15 protein-coding genes are annotated in these 15,559 nt (G+C 64.9%); 10 read left to right on the top strand and 5 right to left on the bottom strand.

Annotated features, from left to right (window positions below):
- The first annotated feature begins 56 nt into the window (after positions 1 to 56).
- Together M2375_RS01215 and M2375_RS01210 are read left to right on the top strand one after the other, a co-directional pair.
- Positions 57 to 1,151, top strand: coding sequence for an NADH:flavin oxidoreductase/NADH oxidase (locus M2375_RS01215; protein ID WP_259163432.1), 1,095 nt, complete (start codon positions 57 to 59; stop codon positions 1,149 to 1,151).
- 197 nt (positions 1,152 to 1,348) lie between these two features.
- Positions 1,349 to 2,329: an aldo/keto reductase gene (locus M2375_RS01210; RefSeq protein WP_259163950.1), complete on the top strand. Its 981-nt coding sequence runs from the start codon at positions 1,349 to 1,351 to the stop codon at positions 2,327 to 2,329.
- Positions 2,330 to 2,547: 218 nt separating this feature from the next.
- On the opposite strand, the gene M2375_RS01205 is transcribed toward M2375_RS01210, so the two are convergent.
- Positions 2,548 to 3,792: an MFS transporter gene (locus M2375_RS01205; RefSeq protein ID WP_259163431.1), complete on the bottom strand. Its 1,245-nt coding sequence runs from the start codon at positions 3,790 to 3,792 to the stop codon at positions 2,548 to 2,550.
- A 69-nt stretch (positions 3,793 to 3,861) separates the two neighbouring features.
- On the opposite strand from M2375_RS01205, the gene M2375_RS01200 reads away from it, so the two are divergent.
- The gene (locus M2375_RS01200; RefSeq protein ID WP_404979256.1) at positions 3,862 to 4,374 is read left to right on the top strand and encodes a helix-turn-helix domain-containing protein; all 513 of its coding nucleotides are present in this window, start codon (positions 3,862 to 3,864) and stop codon (positions 4,372 to 4,374) included.
- A gap of 151 nt (positions 4,375 to 4,525) precedes the next feature.
- Here M2375_RS01200 and M2375_RS01195 read toward each other — a convergent pair whose 3' ends face one another.
- The 4 genes from M2375_RS01195 to M2375_RS01180 all read right to left on the bottom strand — a co-directional run bounded on the left by M2375_RS01195 (position 4,526) and on the right by M2375_RS01180 (position 7,564).
- Positions 4,526 to 5,164: a LysE family translocator gene (locus M2375_RS01195; protein ID WP_259163430.1), complete on the bottom strand. Its 639-nt coding sequence runs from the start codon at positions 5,162 to 5,164 to the stop codon at positions 4,526 to 4,528.
- An 83-nt stretch (positions 5,165 to 5,247) separates the two neighbouring features.
- On the bottom strand, positions 5,248 to 6,096 hold the full coding sequence (locus M2375_RS01190) for an AraC family transcriptional regulator (RefSeq protein ID WP_259163429.1): 849 nt from the start codon (positions 6,094 to 6,096) through the stop codon (positions 5,248 to 5,250).
- A 92-nt stretch (positions 6,097 to 6,188) separates the two neighbouring features.
- Positions 6,189 to 6,965 carry a VOC family protein gene (locus M2375_RS01185; protein WP_259163428.1) on the bottom strand — a complete coding sequence of 259 codons (777 nt, stop codon included), beginning with the start codon at positions 6,963 to 6,965 and terminating at the stop codon, positions 6,189 to 6,191.
- Between the two features lie 32 nt (positions 6,966 to 6,997).
- Complete coding sequence (locus M2375_RS01180) at positions 6,998 to 7,564, bottom strand: OsmC family protein (RefSeq protein WP_259163427.1); 567 nt, start codon at positions 7,562 to 7,564, stop codon at positions 6,998 to 7,000.
- 344 nt (positions 7,565 to 7,908) lie between these two features.
- Between M2375_RS01180 and M2375_RS01175 the strand changes: the two genes are divergently transcribed.
- From M2375_RS01175 to M2375_RS01145, 7 genes are read left to right on the top strand one after another with little or no spacing between them, the layout of a single operon-like run.
- Positions 7,909 to 9,576: a TIGR04028 family ABC transporter substrate-binding protein gene (locus M2375_RS01175; protein WP_259163425.1), complete on the top strand. Its 1,668-nt coding sequence runs from the start codon at positions 7,909 to 7,911 to the stop codon at positions 9,574 to 9,576.
- A 34-nt stretch (positions 9,577 to 9,610) separates the two neighbouring features.
- Positions 9,611 to 10,555 carry an ABC transporter permease gene (locus tag M2375_RS01170; protein WP_259163424.1) on the top strand — a complete coding sequence of 315 codons (945 nt, stop codon included), beginning with the start codon at positions 9,611 to 9,613 and terminating at the stop codon, positions 10,553 to 10,555.
- Positions 10,556 to 10,557: 2 nt separating this feature from the next.
- Entirely contained in the window at positions 10,558 to 11,532 is a 975-nt protein-coding gene (locus M2375_RS01165; RefSeq protein ID WP_259163423.1) for an ABC transporter permease, read from the top strand.
- A complete protein-coding gene (locus tag M2375_RS01160) occupies positions 11,529 to 13,172 on the top strand; it encodes an ABC transporter ATP-binding protein (RefSeq protein WP_259163422.1) in 1,644 nt (547 codons plus the stop codon). The genes M2375_RS01165 and M2375_RS01160 overlap by 4 nt, the downstream gene beginning before the upstream one ends.
- Positions 13,138 to 14,235, top strand: coding sequence for a putative FMN-dependent luciferase-like monooxygenase (locus M2375_RS01155; RefSeq protein ID WP_259163421.1), 1,098 nt, complete (start codon positions 13,138 to 13,140; stop codon positions 14,233 to 14,235). Before M2375_RS01160 ends, M2375_RS01155 begins: the two co-directional genes overlap by 35 nt.
- Positions 14,236 to 14,255: 20 nt before the next feature.
- Positions 14,256 to 14,924: a CMD domain protein gene (locus tag M2375_RS01150; protein WP_259163420.1), complete on the top strand. Its 669-nt coding sequence runs from the start codon at positions 14,256 to 14,258 to the stop codon at positions 14,922 to 14,924.
- Positions 14,921 to 15,532, top strand: a complete 612-nt coding sequence (locus M2375_RS01145) for an alkylhydroperoxidase domain protein (RefSeq protein WP_404979255.1) — start codon at positions 14,921 to 14,923, stop codon at positions 15,530 to 15,532. Before M2375_RS01150 ends, M2375_RS01145 begins: the two co-directional genes overlap by 4 nt.
- Positions 15,533 to 15,559: the final 27 nt, after the last annotated feature.

Here is a 15,559-nt window from a genome sequence, read left to right as displayed (position 1 = left end):
CACCTTTTTCTTTCGCTACATAGCTTCTAAAGTTCGGGCAACTCAGGAGATTTGCTATGCCCGGTTTGTTGGATCCCTACACCTTGAAGGACGTCACCCTTCGCAACCGCATCGTTGCCTCGCCGATGTGCCAGTACATGGCGCAAGACGGTTTGGTAAACGACTGGCACCAGACCCACTACACCACGCTCGCCAAGGGCGGTGCAGGATTGGTTATCTTGGAGGCAACTGCGGTGTCTGCCGAGGGGCGCATCACCGCCGGTGACCTCGGTATCTGGAAAGATGAACACATCAGCGGCCTGTCATCCGTGGCCCAGGCCATCACATCTGCGGGGGCCATTGCTGGTATCCAGCTCGGCCATGCCGGGCGCAAGGCCGGCTGCACACCGCCGTGGCAAGGCGGCGCGCCGATTCCCGCCAGCGATCCGCAAGCCTGGCAACCCATTGCACCCAGCGAGCTGCCCTTCATGCCTGAGGCGCCACACCTTCCGCAAGCGATGGCGCTAGCCGATATCCACCGCGTGCAACAAGACTTTGTGCAAGCTGCGCTGCGCGCCCGGGCTGCAGGTTTTGAGTGGCTCGAACTGCACTTTGCACACGGCTTTTTGGCGCAGAACTTCTTGGCTGCGCGCTCCAACACCCGTGATGACGCCTATGGCGGCACATTGCAAGCCCGCGCAAGATTTTTGCTGGAGACCGTGGCCGCTGTGCGCAAAGTGTGGCCTGCGTCACTGCCCTTGACGGTGCGCCTAGGGGTGCTGGAATACGCCGCAGGCGAGGAAGCCAGCCTTGCCGAGGCCATGCAAGTGCTGCGTTGGCTGAAGGAGGTGGGGTTGGACTTCGTGGATGTCGGCCTCTCCTTGGCCACCGCCGCCGAGCAAGTGCCATGGGCCCCCAACCTGATGGTGCCCTACGCCGCACGCATTCGGCGTGAATGCGGCATTCCGGTCGGCACGAGTTGGAGCATCACCCAGGCACGTGATGCCGATGCGTTTGTGAGAGACGAAAAGCTGGACCTGGTGTTTCTTGCGCGCACGCTGCTGGCAAATCCGCATTGGCCGTATCAAGCGGCACGTGCGCTGGGCATTGATGCACCTGCCAGCGTGCTGCCCACGCCCTATGCGTATTGGCTTGCGACCTGGCAGCCGTGACTGGCAGCCCCCATTCATTCCCCCCGAGAAAAGGACACCCCATGACAAATCCTGTCGACGTATTTGATCGCACGCCAAACCCCTCGCGCCGCAGCGCATTGCGCGCAGCTTCTCTCACGGGCATCGCCCTGGCGACGATGCCGTTTGCGACCAGCACCTGCGCGCAAGCAGCGGCGCCACAAAAAGGCAATACCACCCTGAAAAAACGCAAACTTGGCTTGCTGGAAGTTTCAGCGCTCGGCGCTGGTTGTATGAGCATCAGCGCCAACTATGGCCCCAGCGCGCCCATCAGCCAAGGCATAGCCACCCTTCGTACGGCCTTCGAAAAAGGCGTGACCTTCTTTGACACAGCAGAGGTATACGGCCCCTATAGGAACGAAGAACTGGTGGGCCAAGCGCTGGCACCGATGCGCAACCAAGTGGCGATTGCAAGCAAATTCGGCTTCGAGCTGGAGAACCCTGCGGGCGGACTCAACAGCCGTCCTGAGCGCATCCGCAAAGTGGTGGACGAATCGCTCAAGCGCCTACAAACCGATCGCATCGAGTTGCTCTACCAGCACCGCGTCGACCCGAACGTGCCCATTGAAGATGTGGCAGGAACGGTGAAAGACCTCATTCGGCAAGGCAAGGTGCTGCACTTTGGACTGTCGGAAGCCAGTGCCACGACGATTCGCCGGGCGCACGCCGTGCAAGCCGTGAGCGCCGTGCAGTCCGAGTATTCCTTTATGGAACGCAGCGTTGAGACAAATGGAGTGCTCGCGGCCTGCGAGGAGTTGGGTATTGGCTTTGTTCCCTGGGGTCCCTTGGGCATGGGCTATTTGACGGGGACCTTGACGTCCCAGACGACATTTGATGCCAGTACCGACTTGCGCTTCGAATTTGACCGCTTTCAACCTGGCGCGTTGACGGCCAATCGGCCCATCATCGCCTTGCTGCAGGCATTTGGTGCCAAGAGGAATGCGAGCCCGGCACAGGTCGCTCTGGCCTGGTTGCTCGCCCGCAAGCCATTCATCGTCCCCATTCCGGGTACCCGCAATCCTGACCACCTCGTCGAGAACCTGGCCGCAGCTAGGCTGCAACTTACGGCAGGTGACATGAAGGAGCTCGATGCGGCATTCGCGCAGTTAAAAGTGGTGGGAGGCCGAATGAACGCGATGCAGATGGCGATTGTGGGGTAGCGGCCATGTCACTGGGAGAGACCAAGTGTCTGCGCAATGCTGCGGTCGCCTGGGCTCTCCCCCCTATCCGGTCACTTTAGATCTGCAGTTGGGCGGCTTTCCCGTTGTTGATCTGCGCGCTTTCTGACGAAACCACTTGGGGTCAGGTGGCCGAGTGAACCCCTGCAGACGGCGATGCTTGTGTTGATGTTGCCATGCGCCTGCAACGTGCTTCATGGTCAGTCCCCGTTCCCTGCGAGCGACCGCCGGCCGCCAGATACGGTGACGATGGCGGCCATCATCATTCCAGCGGCCAACAAGAAGGTCAGTTGCATTCCGGCGGCGATGGCTAAGACGGTCGCGTTTTCGAAACCTTCCGTCCCGACGCCGAAGGCGAACACGGCGCTCATGGCCGAGGCCCCGGCGATCAGCCCGATGTTGCGTGACAGGCTGAGCAAACCGGACACCGTGCCACGCTGTTCTTTGGGCACGGCGGCCAAAGCGGCCGTGTTGTTGGCGGCCTGGAAGAGTTGGTAGCCCGGCGTCAGCACGATCATCGAAAGCACATAGCCTGCGACGCCCATCATGTTCGGCAAAAACGCCAACAGGAAGGCACCCGCCGCCAGAAGGGCGAGTCCGATGCTGAGCACACGGTCGCTACCCAAGGCGTCGACAAGTCGTCCGGACGGAACACCGCTGAAGATGGAGATCACGGGGCCGACCGCCATCACGAAGCCGATTTGGGTCGCTGTCAATCCGAGTCCGATACCGAGATAGAAGGGACTGACGACCAGTGTCGCCATCATGACGGTGGCGACCAGCAGGTTGACCACAAGCTTGGGCACCAGGCTGCGGTTCATGACCGACCACAGCTTGGCGGGCGGCGTCTTTTCGCGTCCAGGATCTGCCGGCAGCACCACAACGGCGAGCAGCAGCGCGAGAGCTGCCAACGGCACCTGTACCCAGAAGATGCCGCGCCATCCCGCCATCGGTATCAACAGCCCGCCAAGTGAGGGGCCGAGCGCCGTTCCTAGCGCGGATGCCGTGCCCAGCAAGCCCATGGCCCTTCCTACACCCACCTCGCTCGCCGTCTGGCGCATCAAGGCCATGGTGAGCGTCATCAGCAGTGCCGCGCCCGTGCCTTGAAGCGCCCGTGCGCCGACCAACAGCCACAGGTTGGGCGCGACCGCGCAGAGCAGCGAGGCAACTGCGAATATCGCAAGGCCGGTCACCAGCATGGGTTTCAGTCCGCGGCGGTCTCCTAGCCGGCCGGCGAACACGACCGAGACCGTCAGAGCCATGAGGTAGGCGACGACGACCGCCTGCACTTGCGTGAATGGTGCCGAGAAGGCATCGGCCAGCGCTGGCAAGGCGATGTTCGCGATGCTTGTGCCCAGCGAAGCCAGCAGCATCGCCAACGCCAGCACCATCGTCACGCGGGTTCGCGTCCTCTCTGGTGCGAGTGATTCTGCCGCCTGTTCCATCTTCTGTTCCTCTTGTGTCAAGTTCAGCTAAAGAGGATCATGCAACCTCAAGTCGACTTGAGGTCAAGCATGAAATTAATCGATATCGGGGAAGTATCGGAAAAGAGTGGCACCACGCCCTCGGCCCTGCGCTACTACGAGGAGCTGGGCCTGATTGCCTCGGTGTCTCGGCATGGACTGCGCAGGCAGTTTTCGCATGAGGTGCTGTTGCGGCTCAAGCTGATTTCCATGGGCAAGTCAGCAGGCTTCTCGCTTGAAGAGATCGCGGGGATGTTGGGCGGAAATGGTGCGCCTGATCTGCCGCGCACCGTTCTTCATCAGAAGGCCGATGACATCGATCGCCAAATCCTGAGGCTGACAGCGCTGCGCGACACGCTCCGCCACGTTGCCAACTGCCCGGAGCCTTCGCACATGGACTGTGCGACCTTCCGGCGGCTCGTGGAGGTGGCCGGCAAAAGCAGCACCAAGCGCGTGAAGAAGAAATCGATGTCTGACCTGCCCGCAGACCGAGCGGCACCTGGCGATGGCTCGGATAGCAGAGGCGCCAGTCCCGGTAGCGCCCCGCCAGGTTTTTGCAGCTAGCCGCTCATGGTCTGTTTGACGGACGCGGGTTTGGGTTTGTCACCTGAGGCGCTATGCGCCATTGCGCACATCAAGAGAACGCGGGTGCCGCCAGCGACCCAGAGGCATTCGGCGCTGTCTTAGCTCCCCAGGCCCCCCGTGCGCTGAGCACTCAGCGCAGCCAGAGCACCGTGATAACGCCCAGCGCAAGGGCGATCAGCACCATGCCAGAGATGCGCTCCAGCCAGGGCAGTGCCCGTGCAAAGTGCCGGATCACGGCGGGGTTGCCGATCAGCGCGGCGATCAGCAGATCCCAGAGCAGCACGGTGCCGAACATCCAGCTGCCATACAGCGCCTTCCAGCCGGGGCTGGCATGGGGGCCGGTCAGCATGGCGGCCAGGCTGGCATAAAACAGCGCATTCTTCGGGTTGAGAATGCCCGAGAGAAAACCCATACCAGCGGCCCTGAGCCAGGTGCCAAGGGCCGGGCCGGCAGCGGGGCTGCCCTTGCTGGCCGATACGCTCAGCGCGCTCTTGCCCGCATGGCGGATGAACAGCACACCCAGGTACAGCAGATAGCCGCTTCCCGCCAGTTGGAGGGCGATGAACAGCATGCTGTCCGGCTGGAGCACGGCGACGCCCGCAAATGCGGTGACGATAAACACCCCGTTGGCCAACGCGATGCCCAGGCAGACGGCGCTGGCTGCACGCCATCCGCTGGCCAGCGAGGTGCGGGCGATAAGAAAGAAATCGGGACCGGGGGAGAGCAGCGCCAAAAAATGGGCGGCGGCGATGAGCAAAAACGGTTGCATTGCAGGTGACCAAGCGGGGGGATGCCTCGCATGGTGGCGGCTGCCAACGCGTGTGTATTGAACGAAATTGCAGCAGCGGCCGCTCAGCCTGCTGTGCGAAAGCACCCCGGCGTAACCCCTGTATGCGCCTTGAACACGCGCTGAAAATGCGCCTGGTCGGCAAAGCCCAGTTGCTGGGCCACCGCGGCAATGCCGTCCTTCCCACGGAGCTGCTGCTTGGCCAGGTTGATGCGCTGGTTCAACTGCCAGGCATGGGGCGTCATCCCCGTCACGCTGCGGAAGGCGCGGATGGTCTGGTAGCGGCTCATGCCCGCCAGTTGCGCCAGCGTATGGAGCGCGATGCTGGTGCAGGGGCTGGCGCGCAGGCAGTCCAATGCCGGGCGGATCTGTTGGGCCAGCCGCGTTGGGATATCTGGCGCGCCGATGCGCAGGCCTTGCGGGCTATCGAGGTCACCGATGAACGCGATCAGCCAGGCCTCTTTGTCGCCAGGCGCTGCCTGCGAAAACAGCTGGGCATTGAGCTGGCAAAAGCGGGTGTAGCTGGCTGGGTCGTTGACAATCTGCACGGGCTCTACATCCAACGCATCCGCGTTGGCGTACTCTTGGCGCAGCGCACGCAGCCAGCCCGCGTCCAGATGCAGCATCTGGTAGCTCCAGGCGGTATCAGGCGCAGGGTTGCAGGCATGCACACGCTCGGCGGGCACAAACACCAAGGTCCCTGGTGACAGCCGGACGGGGCCTGTCGTGGCCCCGGTAAACACACTGTGGCCGCCATCGACGGCGCCGATGGAAAAGCTCGGGTGGTGGTGCGGCTTGTAGCAGGCCCGGCTCTGGCTGGCGCGGCGGCTGTCCACAAAGGGCAGGGCCGGATCGCGCCAAAAAGCCTGGGCCGGATGGCTGCGAGGCATCAGGGGGGCGGGTGGGGCAGACATGCCATCTCTCGGAACGCTAAGTCGGGGGATTCTCGCACGGCGTGCCCACCACCTAGGGAGGGTCCCTAGGGCCCAGAGCGATGGCCTGGGATTCAAGCCGTCACTGCAGCGGCCAGCTCCGATTGCGCAAACGCAATGGGCGCACCATGCGCCAGCTTGGCGGAGGCCTGGTCCCATGCGCCAGAGCCGCCCTTGAGCGCAATCGCCAACGGCCCTTCGCCTTTGCTTTGCAGCTGCGGCGCCGTCTGCGTCAGCTCCAGCACGCTGGTGCCCAGCGCGATGGTGGCGGTTGTGCCGTCGTCATTGGCGTGGATGTGCGCGCCATCCCCCAGCAAGGCGCGGTAGCGCTCCAGGCTTTGCAGCAGATCGCTTACGGCAATGCTCAGGCGCTCCACACCGGTTGCGCCATTGGCATGCTGGCGCAGTTCGCCCTCAGGCACGCGCAGCTTGCGCGGGGTGATATCGCCGCAGAGAAAGGGCAGGTCATGCGTGTTCGGGCGGCCGGTTTGCCATTGCAGGCGCTCGCCATCGGGGCGCAGGCGGCCGCCGTCCAGGGGGCCTTGCAGGCTCAGGCCGCGCGTCTTGGCAGCGGCAATCACCTCGGCAGTGCTGGGGGGCAGCAGGGCAAAGTCGATGATGCCTTCGCCATGCTGGTCCAGCAGCTGCCACCAGCGGTCCTGCGGCGCGGGGCTGCGCCAGGCGATCAGCTCGAAATAGGCCCCGTCTTCAAACACCACCAGCGCATTGTGGGTGGGGCGGCCGGGGTGCTCGCCGCCGCGCACAACGGTAAAGCCGAGTGCTGCATAGTCGTCAATGGTTTGTTCGAGGTCGTGGACCGCGATCACGATGTGGTCAAGTGTCAGTGCCATGGGATAGATCCGAAAAAGGTGAGGGAAAGGCGTCAGGCCGCTTGTTTGTGTGTCTGCGCCAAAGAGTCGCTGTGCGCCACATTTGCGCGGATGGTCTGCGGCTGGCGCAGCAGGTTCAGGATCGGGCAGGTCCGCTCCACGGCGGCAAACAGTGCATCGATGTCGGCGCGCGGCGCGGGCGAGTCGATATGCACGGTGTAGGCAATGTCGTGGGGCCAAACGGGCGTGGCCTCGTGGCCGGGCTTGCCGGCGCGCGGGTCAATCACGCCGCTCACCTCGACATCGAGGCTGGTCAGTGGCACCTGCTGGGCGGCCGCCTGGATCAAGAAGATATGCGTGACGCAGCTGCCCAGCACGCCCAGCTGCAGCTCGGGCGAGCTGGGGCCCAGGTTGTAGCCGGCAAAGCTGGGTGGGCTGTCGCTGATGACCTGGTGCTCGCGGATGCGGATGCGGCGCACGCCACTGCGCCCTTCTGCGCTCACGTTGGCGAGCAGGGCGGTGGCCTGTGCCGTGCCGGCATCGATATGGGCATCGCGTGCCAACACGGCACTGCGCTTTTCAGCCAGGTAATCATTCAAGGTAGCGGGGCTTGCACTCATGGAGTCTCTTGGAAATGTGCTGCATCGGCGGGAGGTGATGCATGCCGAAGACCATTGTTGGTGCGCCAGCCTCTGGCGTGAACTGCGCAGATCGCATGTGCATATGCGGCCCCTGCGCATGTGCTTATGCGCAAACCCTCTATGCGGTAGCAGGCCTGGCGGCCGCACGCTTCCTCGGTTTGCGCATATCGATGCTCCGAAAAATACCTTCTCGCCGCGCGCCAAATGCCTAGCATGACAAACCCAGACGGCGGTAATCCATGCACGGGTACTGCTGGTCGGTGGCCGCAGTTGGCTCACCGGCGCAGGCATTTTTGCCCGATGGCTAGCGAGGGTGGTACGTGGTGTTGAAAGCAAATAAATTCAAAAAATTGGCGGTATGGAGTGCGGCATTGCTGGCGCTGGGCGGGCTGCTGTCGGCCTGCTCCAAAAACGAGAGCGTGGCCGAGGCCAAAACGGACACCGGGCCTGCCAACGGCGGGGCGCTGGTGTACCTGGAGCAGCAGGCCCATACCAACCTCTACCCGCCAGCGGGCGGCTTCTACCCCAATGGCGGGGTGCTCAACCAGATCACCGACAAGCTCACCTACCAGGACCCCAAGACCTTGGAGATCCAACCCTGGATCGCCAAGAGCTGGACCATCAACGACAGCGCGACCGAGTTCACTTTTGAGCTGCGCCCGGGTGTGACTTTCTCCGATGGCACGCCGCTCGATGCCGCTGCCGTGGCCAAGAACTTTGACACCTATGGGCGCGGCAACAAGGCGCTCAAGCTGCCGGTGTCCGAAGTCATCAACAACTACGAGCGCAGCGAAGTGCTGGGCCCGCTGTCGGTCAAGTTCTTCTTCAGCAAACCCTCGCCGGGCTTCTTGCAAGGCACCTCGGTGATCGGCTCGGGCCTGGTGGCACTGCAGACCCTGGAGCGCCCGTTTGACGAGCTGGGTGATGCCACCAAGATCATCGGCTCAGGCCCCTTTGTGGTGGCCAGCGAAACCCTGGGCAAGGAGCTGGTGCTGTCGGCCCGCAAGGACTACGCCTGGGGCCCCGCCCAGCTGGCACACCAGGGCCGCGCGCGCTTGGATGAAGTGCGTTTTATCGTGACGCCTGAGGACAGCGTGCGCATTGGCGCGCTGCTGTCGGGCCAGGCCGGCGTGATCCGCCAGGTGCAGGCCTATGACGAAAAGCGCGTGGAAGAGCAGAAGTTTGTCATCTACGCGCCCTCTACCCGGGGCGTGAACAACAGCATTGCCTTCCGCCCCGACAACGCTCTGGTTGCTGATCTGAAGGTGCGCCAGGCGCTGCTGCATGCCACCAATACCCAGGAAGTCGTGCAGACCCTGTTCTCACACAACTACCCGCAGGCCACCTCGGTGATCGCATCCAGCGCGCTGGGCTATGTCAACCTGGCCAGCAAGCTGGCCTACGACCCGCAAAAGGCGCAGCAGCTGCTGGACAGCGCAGGCTGGACCCCCGGGCCGGACGGCATCCGCCAAAAGGATGGCCGCGCGCTGGTGCTGGCCGCCTACGATTCGCTGCCCCAGCCCCAGAACAAGGAGACCCTGCAACTGGTGGCCCAGCAGTGGGGCAAGGTGGGGGTCAAGCTGCAGGTGCTGAGCGGCGATGCCGGCGTGCGCATCGTCGACAACCTCGACCCGGAAAAAACACCCGTCGCCCCGGGCATGGTGGGCCGGGCTGATCCCGATGTGATCAAGAGCAACTACTACCCCAGCAACCGCAACGTGCTGCAGCAGCAAGGCGGCGTGAGCCAGAAGGTCAAGGGCTTTGTCGATCCACAGCTCAATAAACTGTTGGAAGCCATTGCGGCGCAGACCGATGCCCAGCAGCGCCTGGCGCTCACCGCCGAGGTGCAGCACTACCTGATCGACCAGGCCTATGTGATCCCTATTTTTGAAGAGCCGCAGGCCTTTGCCGCCGCCCCCTGGGTGCGTGAAGTGGGCTTTGAGGCGGTGGGGCGCCCCAGCTTTTACAGCACCTGGCTGGCCAAGCGCTAAGGCGCCCGCGTTTTGATCAGCAAGGAGAGCATCGATGTCCTTCTACCCCTATTTGGCCCGGCGCAGCGGCCAGGCGCTGCTGGTGCTGTGGGCGGCGTTTACCGCGTCGTTTGTATTGCTGCAGCTCTTGCCCGGCGATGCGCTGCTGATCAAGTTCTTGAGCCCCGAGCTGGGCCTGGGCCCGCAAGAAGTGGCCGATATCCGTGCCGCCTACGGCGCGGACCAGCCCGTGTGGCAGCAGTACTGGCACAGCCTCAGCGGCTTTGTCAGCGGCGATTTTGGCTACTCGCTGCAGGCCGGCGTGCCGGTGAGCCAGGGGCTGGCCACCAGCCTGCCGCCCACCTTGCGCCTGGCGGGCCTGGGCTTTGCGCTGGCCGTGGTGCTGGCCATAGCGCTGGCGCTGCTGGCCCAGCTGGCGCCCTGGCGCTGGCTGCGCCACGCGCTGTATGCGCTGCCCTCGGTGTTTGTCTCGGTGCCCGTGTTCTGGCTGGGCATTGTGCTGATCCAACTGATGTCATTCCGCCTGGGTTGGATTCCCGTGATCAACCCGGGCAAGTGGCAAGGCCTGCTGCTGCCAACCCTGACCCTGGCCATCCCCATTGCCGCACCGCTGGCGCAGATTCTGCTGCGCAATGTGGACGAGGTGCTGACCCAGCCTTTTGTGGCCGTGGCACGGGCCAAGGGTGCCCCGCGCCTGTGGGTGCTGCTGCGCCATGTGGCAGGCAATGCTGCGCTGCCCATGCTGACGATGGCCGGCGTGCTGTTTGGCGAGCTGCTGGGCGGCGCCGTGGTGACCGAGGCCGTCTTTGGGCTCAACGGCCTGGGCAGTCTCACGCAGCAGGCCGTGGGCAACCAGGACAGCGCCGTGCTGCAGGCCGTTGTGGTGATCTCGGCAACGGCTTTTGTACTTATCAATCTGGCGGTGGATTTGCTCTACCCGCTGTTCGATCCGCGTTTGCGCAACCGTTTGGGAGTTTGACCATGTCTGCAAGCACTTCTTCCGCCGCCAGCCTGGGCGCGCTGACCGCCGAGCCAGCGCTGCTGGGGCCGGCCCCGCAAGAGCGCAGCGCTGCAGCCCGGGGGACCACCCCGGTCAGCGCCGCGCCCGCCCGTTCACCAAGCGCCTTACAAGAGCGTCTGGCCGCCGCAGCGCAACGCCTGCGCGCCGCACCACTGGGCCTGTTGCTGGCCTGGAGCGTGCTGGCGCTTGTGGCCTTGTGGGCCATCGCACCGGGCCTATTTACCAGCTACAACCCGGTGCTGGGCACGGCCGGCCAGCAGCTGCAGGCGCCCAGCGCCGCGCACTGGCTGGGCACCGATGCGCTGGGCCGCGACAGCTACACCCGCCTGGTGTATGGCGCCGTGCACTCGCTCAGCGGCGCCTTTGTGGCCGTCAGCGTGGGCCTGGTGCTGGGCAGCTTCTTGGGCCTGGTTGCTGGCGCTGCCGGCGGCTGGGTCGAGGATGTGGTGATGCGCATCGTCGATGTGCTGCTGTCCGTGCCTTCGTTGCTGCTGTCGCTGTCGGTGATCATCATCCTGGGCTTTGGCACCGTGAATGCCGCGCTGGCCGTGGGGATTGTGTCGGTCGCCAGCTTTGCGCGGCTGCTGCGCTCGGAGGTGGTGCGGGTGCGCCGCGCTGACTATGTTGAGGCGGCGCTGGGCAGTGGCGGGCGCTTTGCGGCTGTGTTGTGGCGCCATGTGCTGCCCAATTCGCTGACCTCGGTGATCGCGCTGGCGGCGCTGCAGTTTGGCTCGGCGATTCTGGCGATTTCTACCCTTGGCTTTCTGGGCTATGGCGCGCCGCCGCCCACACCCGAATGGGGCCTGCTGATTGCCGAAGGGCGCAACTACCTCTCCACCGCCTGGTGGCTGACGGCGGCCCCTGGCCTGCTGGTAGCAGCCGTGGTGCTGGCCGCCAACCACATCAGCGCTGCGCTGGCCCGGGGGCGCGCATGACACCAGCCAGCGTCCCAGTTTTAGCCGTCGAGCAGCTGTCCATTGCCTACCACGATGGGGTGGCCGAGCAGCGCACGGTGCACGAGGTCTCGTTCTCCATCGCCGCCGGTGAGGTGCTGGCCCTGGTCGGCGAGTCCGGCTCGGGCAAGACGACGACCGCGCAATCCATCATCGGCCTGCTGGCCGACAACGGCCGGGTGCAGGCGGGCAGCATCCGCATCAATGGCCAGGACGTGGCCGGCTGGTCGCAGCGCCAGCTGCAAGTGCTGCGCGGCAAGGTGGTCAGCCTGATTCCGCAAGACCCCACCACCTCACTCAACCCGGTGCGTACCGTGGGCGACCAGGTGGGCGAGATACTGCGCCTGCATGGCTGGCGCGACAAAAAGCAGATTGCCCAGCGGGTGCTGGAGCTGCTGCATAAGGTGGGGCTGTCGCAGCCCGAGCTGCGCGCACGCCAGTTTCCGCATGAGCTCTCGGGCGGCATGAAGCAGCGCGTGCTGATCGCCATTGCGATTGCGCTGCAGCCGGCGCTGATCATTGCCGACGAGCCCACCAGCGCGCTCGATGTGACGGTGCAGCGCCGCATTCTTGATTTGATCGATGACCTGCGCCGCGAGTTTGGCACTGCCGTGCTGCTGGTCACACACGACCTGGGCGTGGCCGCCGACCGCGCCAACCGCCTGGTGGTGCTGCAGGCCGGCCGCATCCAGGAGCAGGGGCCCACGGCCGAGGTGCTGCGCAACCCGCAAAGCGGCTACACGCGCCAATTGCTGGCCGATGCGCCCTCGCTGGGCAAGGCCCCCGCACGTGCGCCCCGGGCGTTGGCGGCAGAGCCGGCCATTGTGGTGCGTGATCTGGTGCATGACTTTGCCGTGGCCGGCAGCCCGCAGCCCTATCGTGCGGTCGATGGCATCTCGTTTGAAGTACCCCGGGGCAGCACGCATGCGATTGTGGGCGAGTCCGGCTCAGGCAAGACCACCACCATCCGCGACGTGGTCGGCTTTGGCAAGCCCACATCGGGCAGCATCACGGTCGAAGGGGTGGATGTGACCCGCTTGCGCGGCGAAGGGCTGCGCCAGTTCCGCAAAACCGTGCAGCTGGTCTACCAAAACCCGTTCAGCTCGCTCGATCCGCGCCAGAGCATCTACGCCATCATTGAAGAGCCGCTCTTGAACTTTGAGCGGCTGGCGCCTGCCGAGCGCGAGCGCCGGGTACACGACATGCTGGCCAGGGTGGGCTTGCCGCCCTCGGTGCTGGCGCGCCGGCCGCGTGCGCTGTCGGGCGGCCAGCGCCAGCGGGTGGCCATTGCCCGGGCGCTGATTTTGCAGCCCCGCGTGCTGGTGCTGGACGAGGCGGTATCCGCCCTCGATGTGACCGTGCAGGCGCAGATTCTGGCCTTGCTCGACCAGCTCCAGCGCGAGCTGCAGCTGACCTATCTTTTTATCTCGCACGACCTGGCCGTAGTACGCCAGATTGCCGACACCGTCTCGGTCTTTCAAGGCGGCCGCCAGGTCGATGCCGGGCCGGTGGACGAGGTCTTCTCGCGCCCCGGCAGCGCCTATACGCGCGAATTGATCGCCGCCATTCCCGGAAAAAAGCACCAGCATGAACCAGAGCCTATCCCCGCACTCGCCGCCTAGAAAACGCCTGGGCTTTTTCAGCCGCCTGCTGGACCCGACCAGCGCCGCTGAACGCTACCGCCTGGTGACCGCGCAGATCCAGCATGCCGAGGCCCATGGCTTTGACACCGCCTGGGTGGCGCAGCACCACTTTCATGAAGCCGAAGGCGGCCTGCCCGCGCCGCTGGTGTTTTTGAGCCATGTGGCCGCGCGCACCCAGCGCATTCGCCTGGGCACCGGCATCGTCACCTTGCCGATGGAAAACCCGATCCGCGTGGCCGAGGATGCGGTGGTGCTCGATCTGCTCTCGGGCGGCCGGCTGGAGTTTGGCGTGGGCACCGGCGGCACGCCGGAATCCTTTAGCGCCTTTGGACTGCGCAGCGACGACCGCGCCCGCATTTATGCGCAGCACCTGGCCGTGCTGCGCAATGCCTGGGCAGGGTTGCCGCTGCCGGGGGGTGATCGGCTCTACCCCGCCGGGCCGCAACTGTTGTCTCGCATCTGGCAAGCCACGTTCTCGGCCGCTGGCGCCGAGCGCGCTGGCCTGGCTGGCGATGGGCTGATGCTGTCGCGCACCCAGCCACGCAGTGCCGAGGTGACCGGTGCCAGCCTGGCCGAGATTCAGAACCCCTTGATTGATACCTACCTGGCTGCCTTGCCCGCGGGCACTGCGCCGCGCATTCTGGGATCGCGCACCCTGTTTGTGGCCGAAGACCGCCAGCGCGCCTTGCAGCTGGCCGATGTGGGCTTGCGCCGCAGCCTGGCCAGAGCAGCTGCTGCAGCCTCCGGACAAGCGGCTCGATTTGGGCCCGATGCGCCGCTGGCACAACTGCTGGCCGCTTACGACGTGCATGTGGGCACACCCGATGAGGTAATTGCATCGCTGCGCGCCGATAGCGCCCTGGCCCGGGCGACGGATATCTCTTTTCAGGTGCATGCCATCGACCCGCCGCATGCCGACATCCTGCGCTCGATTGCGCTGACGGCGCAGTACGTGGCCCCGGCGCTGGGCTGGCAGCGCGAGGATGCGCTGGCGCCGCAAGCAACTGCCTCTTTCCCCGTGCCGGTGCCGGCACTGGCCTGACTTTTTTGGAGCGATGACTTATGACTTCTGAATGGAACCCATCGGTTACCGATGATGTGATTGACCAGCTGGCCGGCATACAGCCGGGCAGCCATCTAGACGCCGTGCGCCGCCACCGCCTGCAGGCGCGCGAGCAGGCCCAGCAAAGCTACCTGGCACTGTTTGCGCCCCGCGCGCCGGTCAGCAGCCATTGGCCGCTGAACGAGCGCCTGGCCGTCGCCGCCTTTGTGGCCGGCCTGCACCAGCAGCCGCAAGTGCAGCGCTTTTACCGCGATGCGCTGGCTGCCCAGGCCAGCCTGGCGCTGGGTAAAGCCATCGATGGCGAAGTGGCGCAAGGCACTGCCACCGGACCCTATGGCCAGTACCCGCAAGGCCCGCTGAGTGCTGAGGACCAAGCAGGCCCCGTCTATGCAGTGGGCGCAGAGGCCCGCGCCGTGCTGGGCGAGCGCCTGTCCGCCGGCCTGGCCCATGCGCATCTGCTGGTGTTCCACCCCCGCGATGCCCAGCCCGCACATCTGCAGGCCTTGCTGGACGCCGGCTGGAGCGAGACGGACATCGTGGTGCTGTCGCAGCTGGTGTCCTTTCTGGCCTTTCAGATCCGCGTGGTGGCGGGCCTGCGCCTGTTGCAAGCCCATCCCGTCCCGGCCCTATCCACCCCACAACCAACGCCCGAGGAAAGCGCAGCATGAGCAAGCAAACCCTGCACTACCCGAACAGCACAGCACCCCAGGTCTTCACCCAGGCCCAACTGGACTGGCTGCCCTGGATCGAGCCCCTGCCGGAGGCCGAGCTGAGCCCACGCCATGTCGAAGGCCTGGTCGATGCCTCACGTGCCAAATCACCGTACTTTCGGCTGCTGGTCCGCGACCCCGACACCTTGGGCGCGCGCACCCGTACCGACAAGGACATCTTCTACAACCCCGATGGTGGCCTGCCCCGGGCCGAACGGGAGCTGGCCGCTGCGGCCACATCACGCCTTAATGGCTGCATTTACTGCGCCTCGGTGCATGCCCGCTTTGCCTCGCATTTCTCGCGTCGCGAGGCGGATGTGCAAAAGCTGCTGGATGACGGCGTACAGGCCGATCTGGGTGAGCGCTGGAACGCGATTGTCGCCGCCTCCGTCGCTTTGACCGAGACGCCGCTGGCGCTGGATGCTTCGCATATCGATGGCCTGCGCCAGGCCGGGCTGGATGACTATGCGATTGCAGACGCCTTGCAAGGCGCCGCCTTCTTCAACTGGGCCAACCGGCTGATGCTGAGCCTGGGCGAGCCTGCGCTGGAAGCTGCGCAGGGCTAGATCGGCCCAGCAGCCTGAAAAGCCCTG

Origin of the sequence: Comamonas sp. BIGb0152 (assembly GCF_024809975.1) — a bacterium.
GTDB lineage: Bacteria > Pseudomonadota > Gammaproteobacteria > Burkholderiales > Burkholderiaceae_C > Comamonas.
This window is presented reverse-complemented; position numbering and strand designations above follow the sequence as displayed.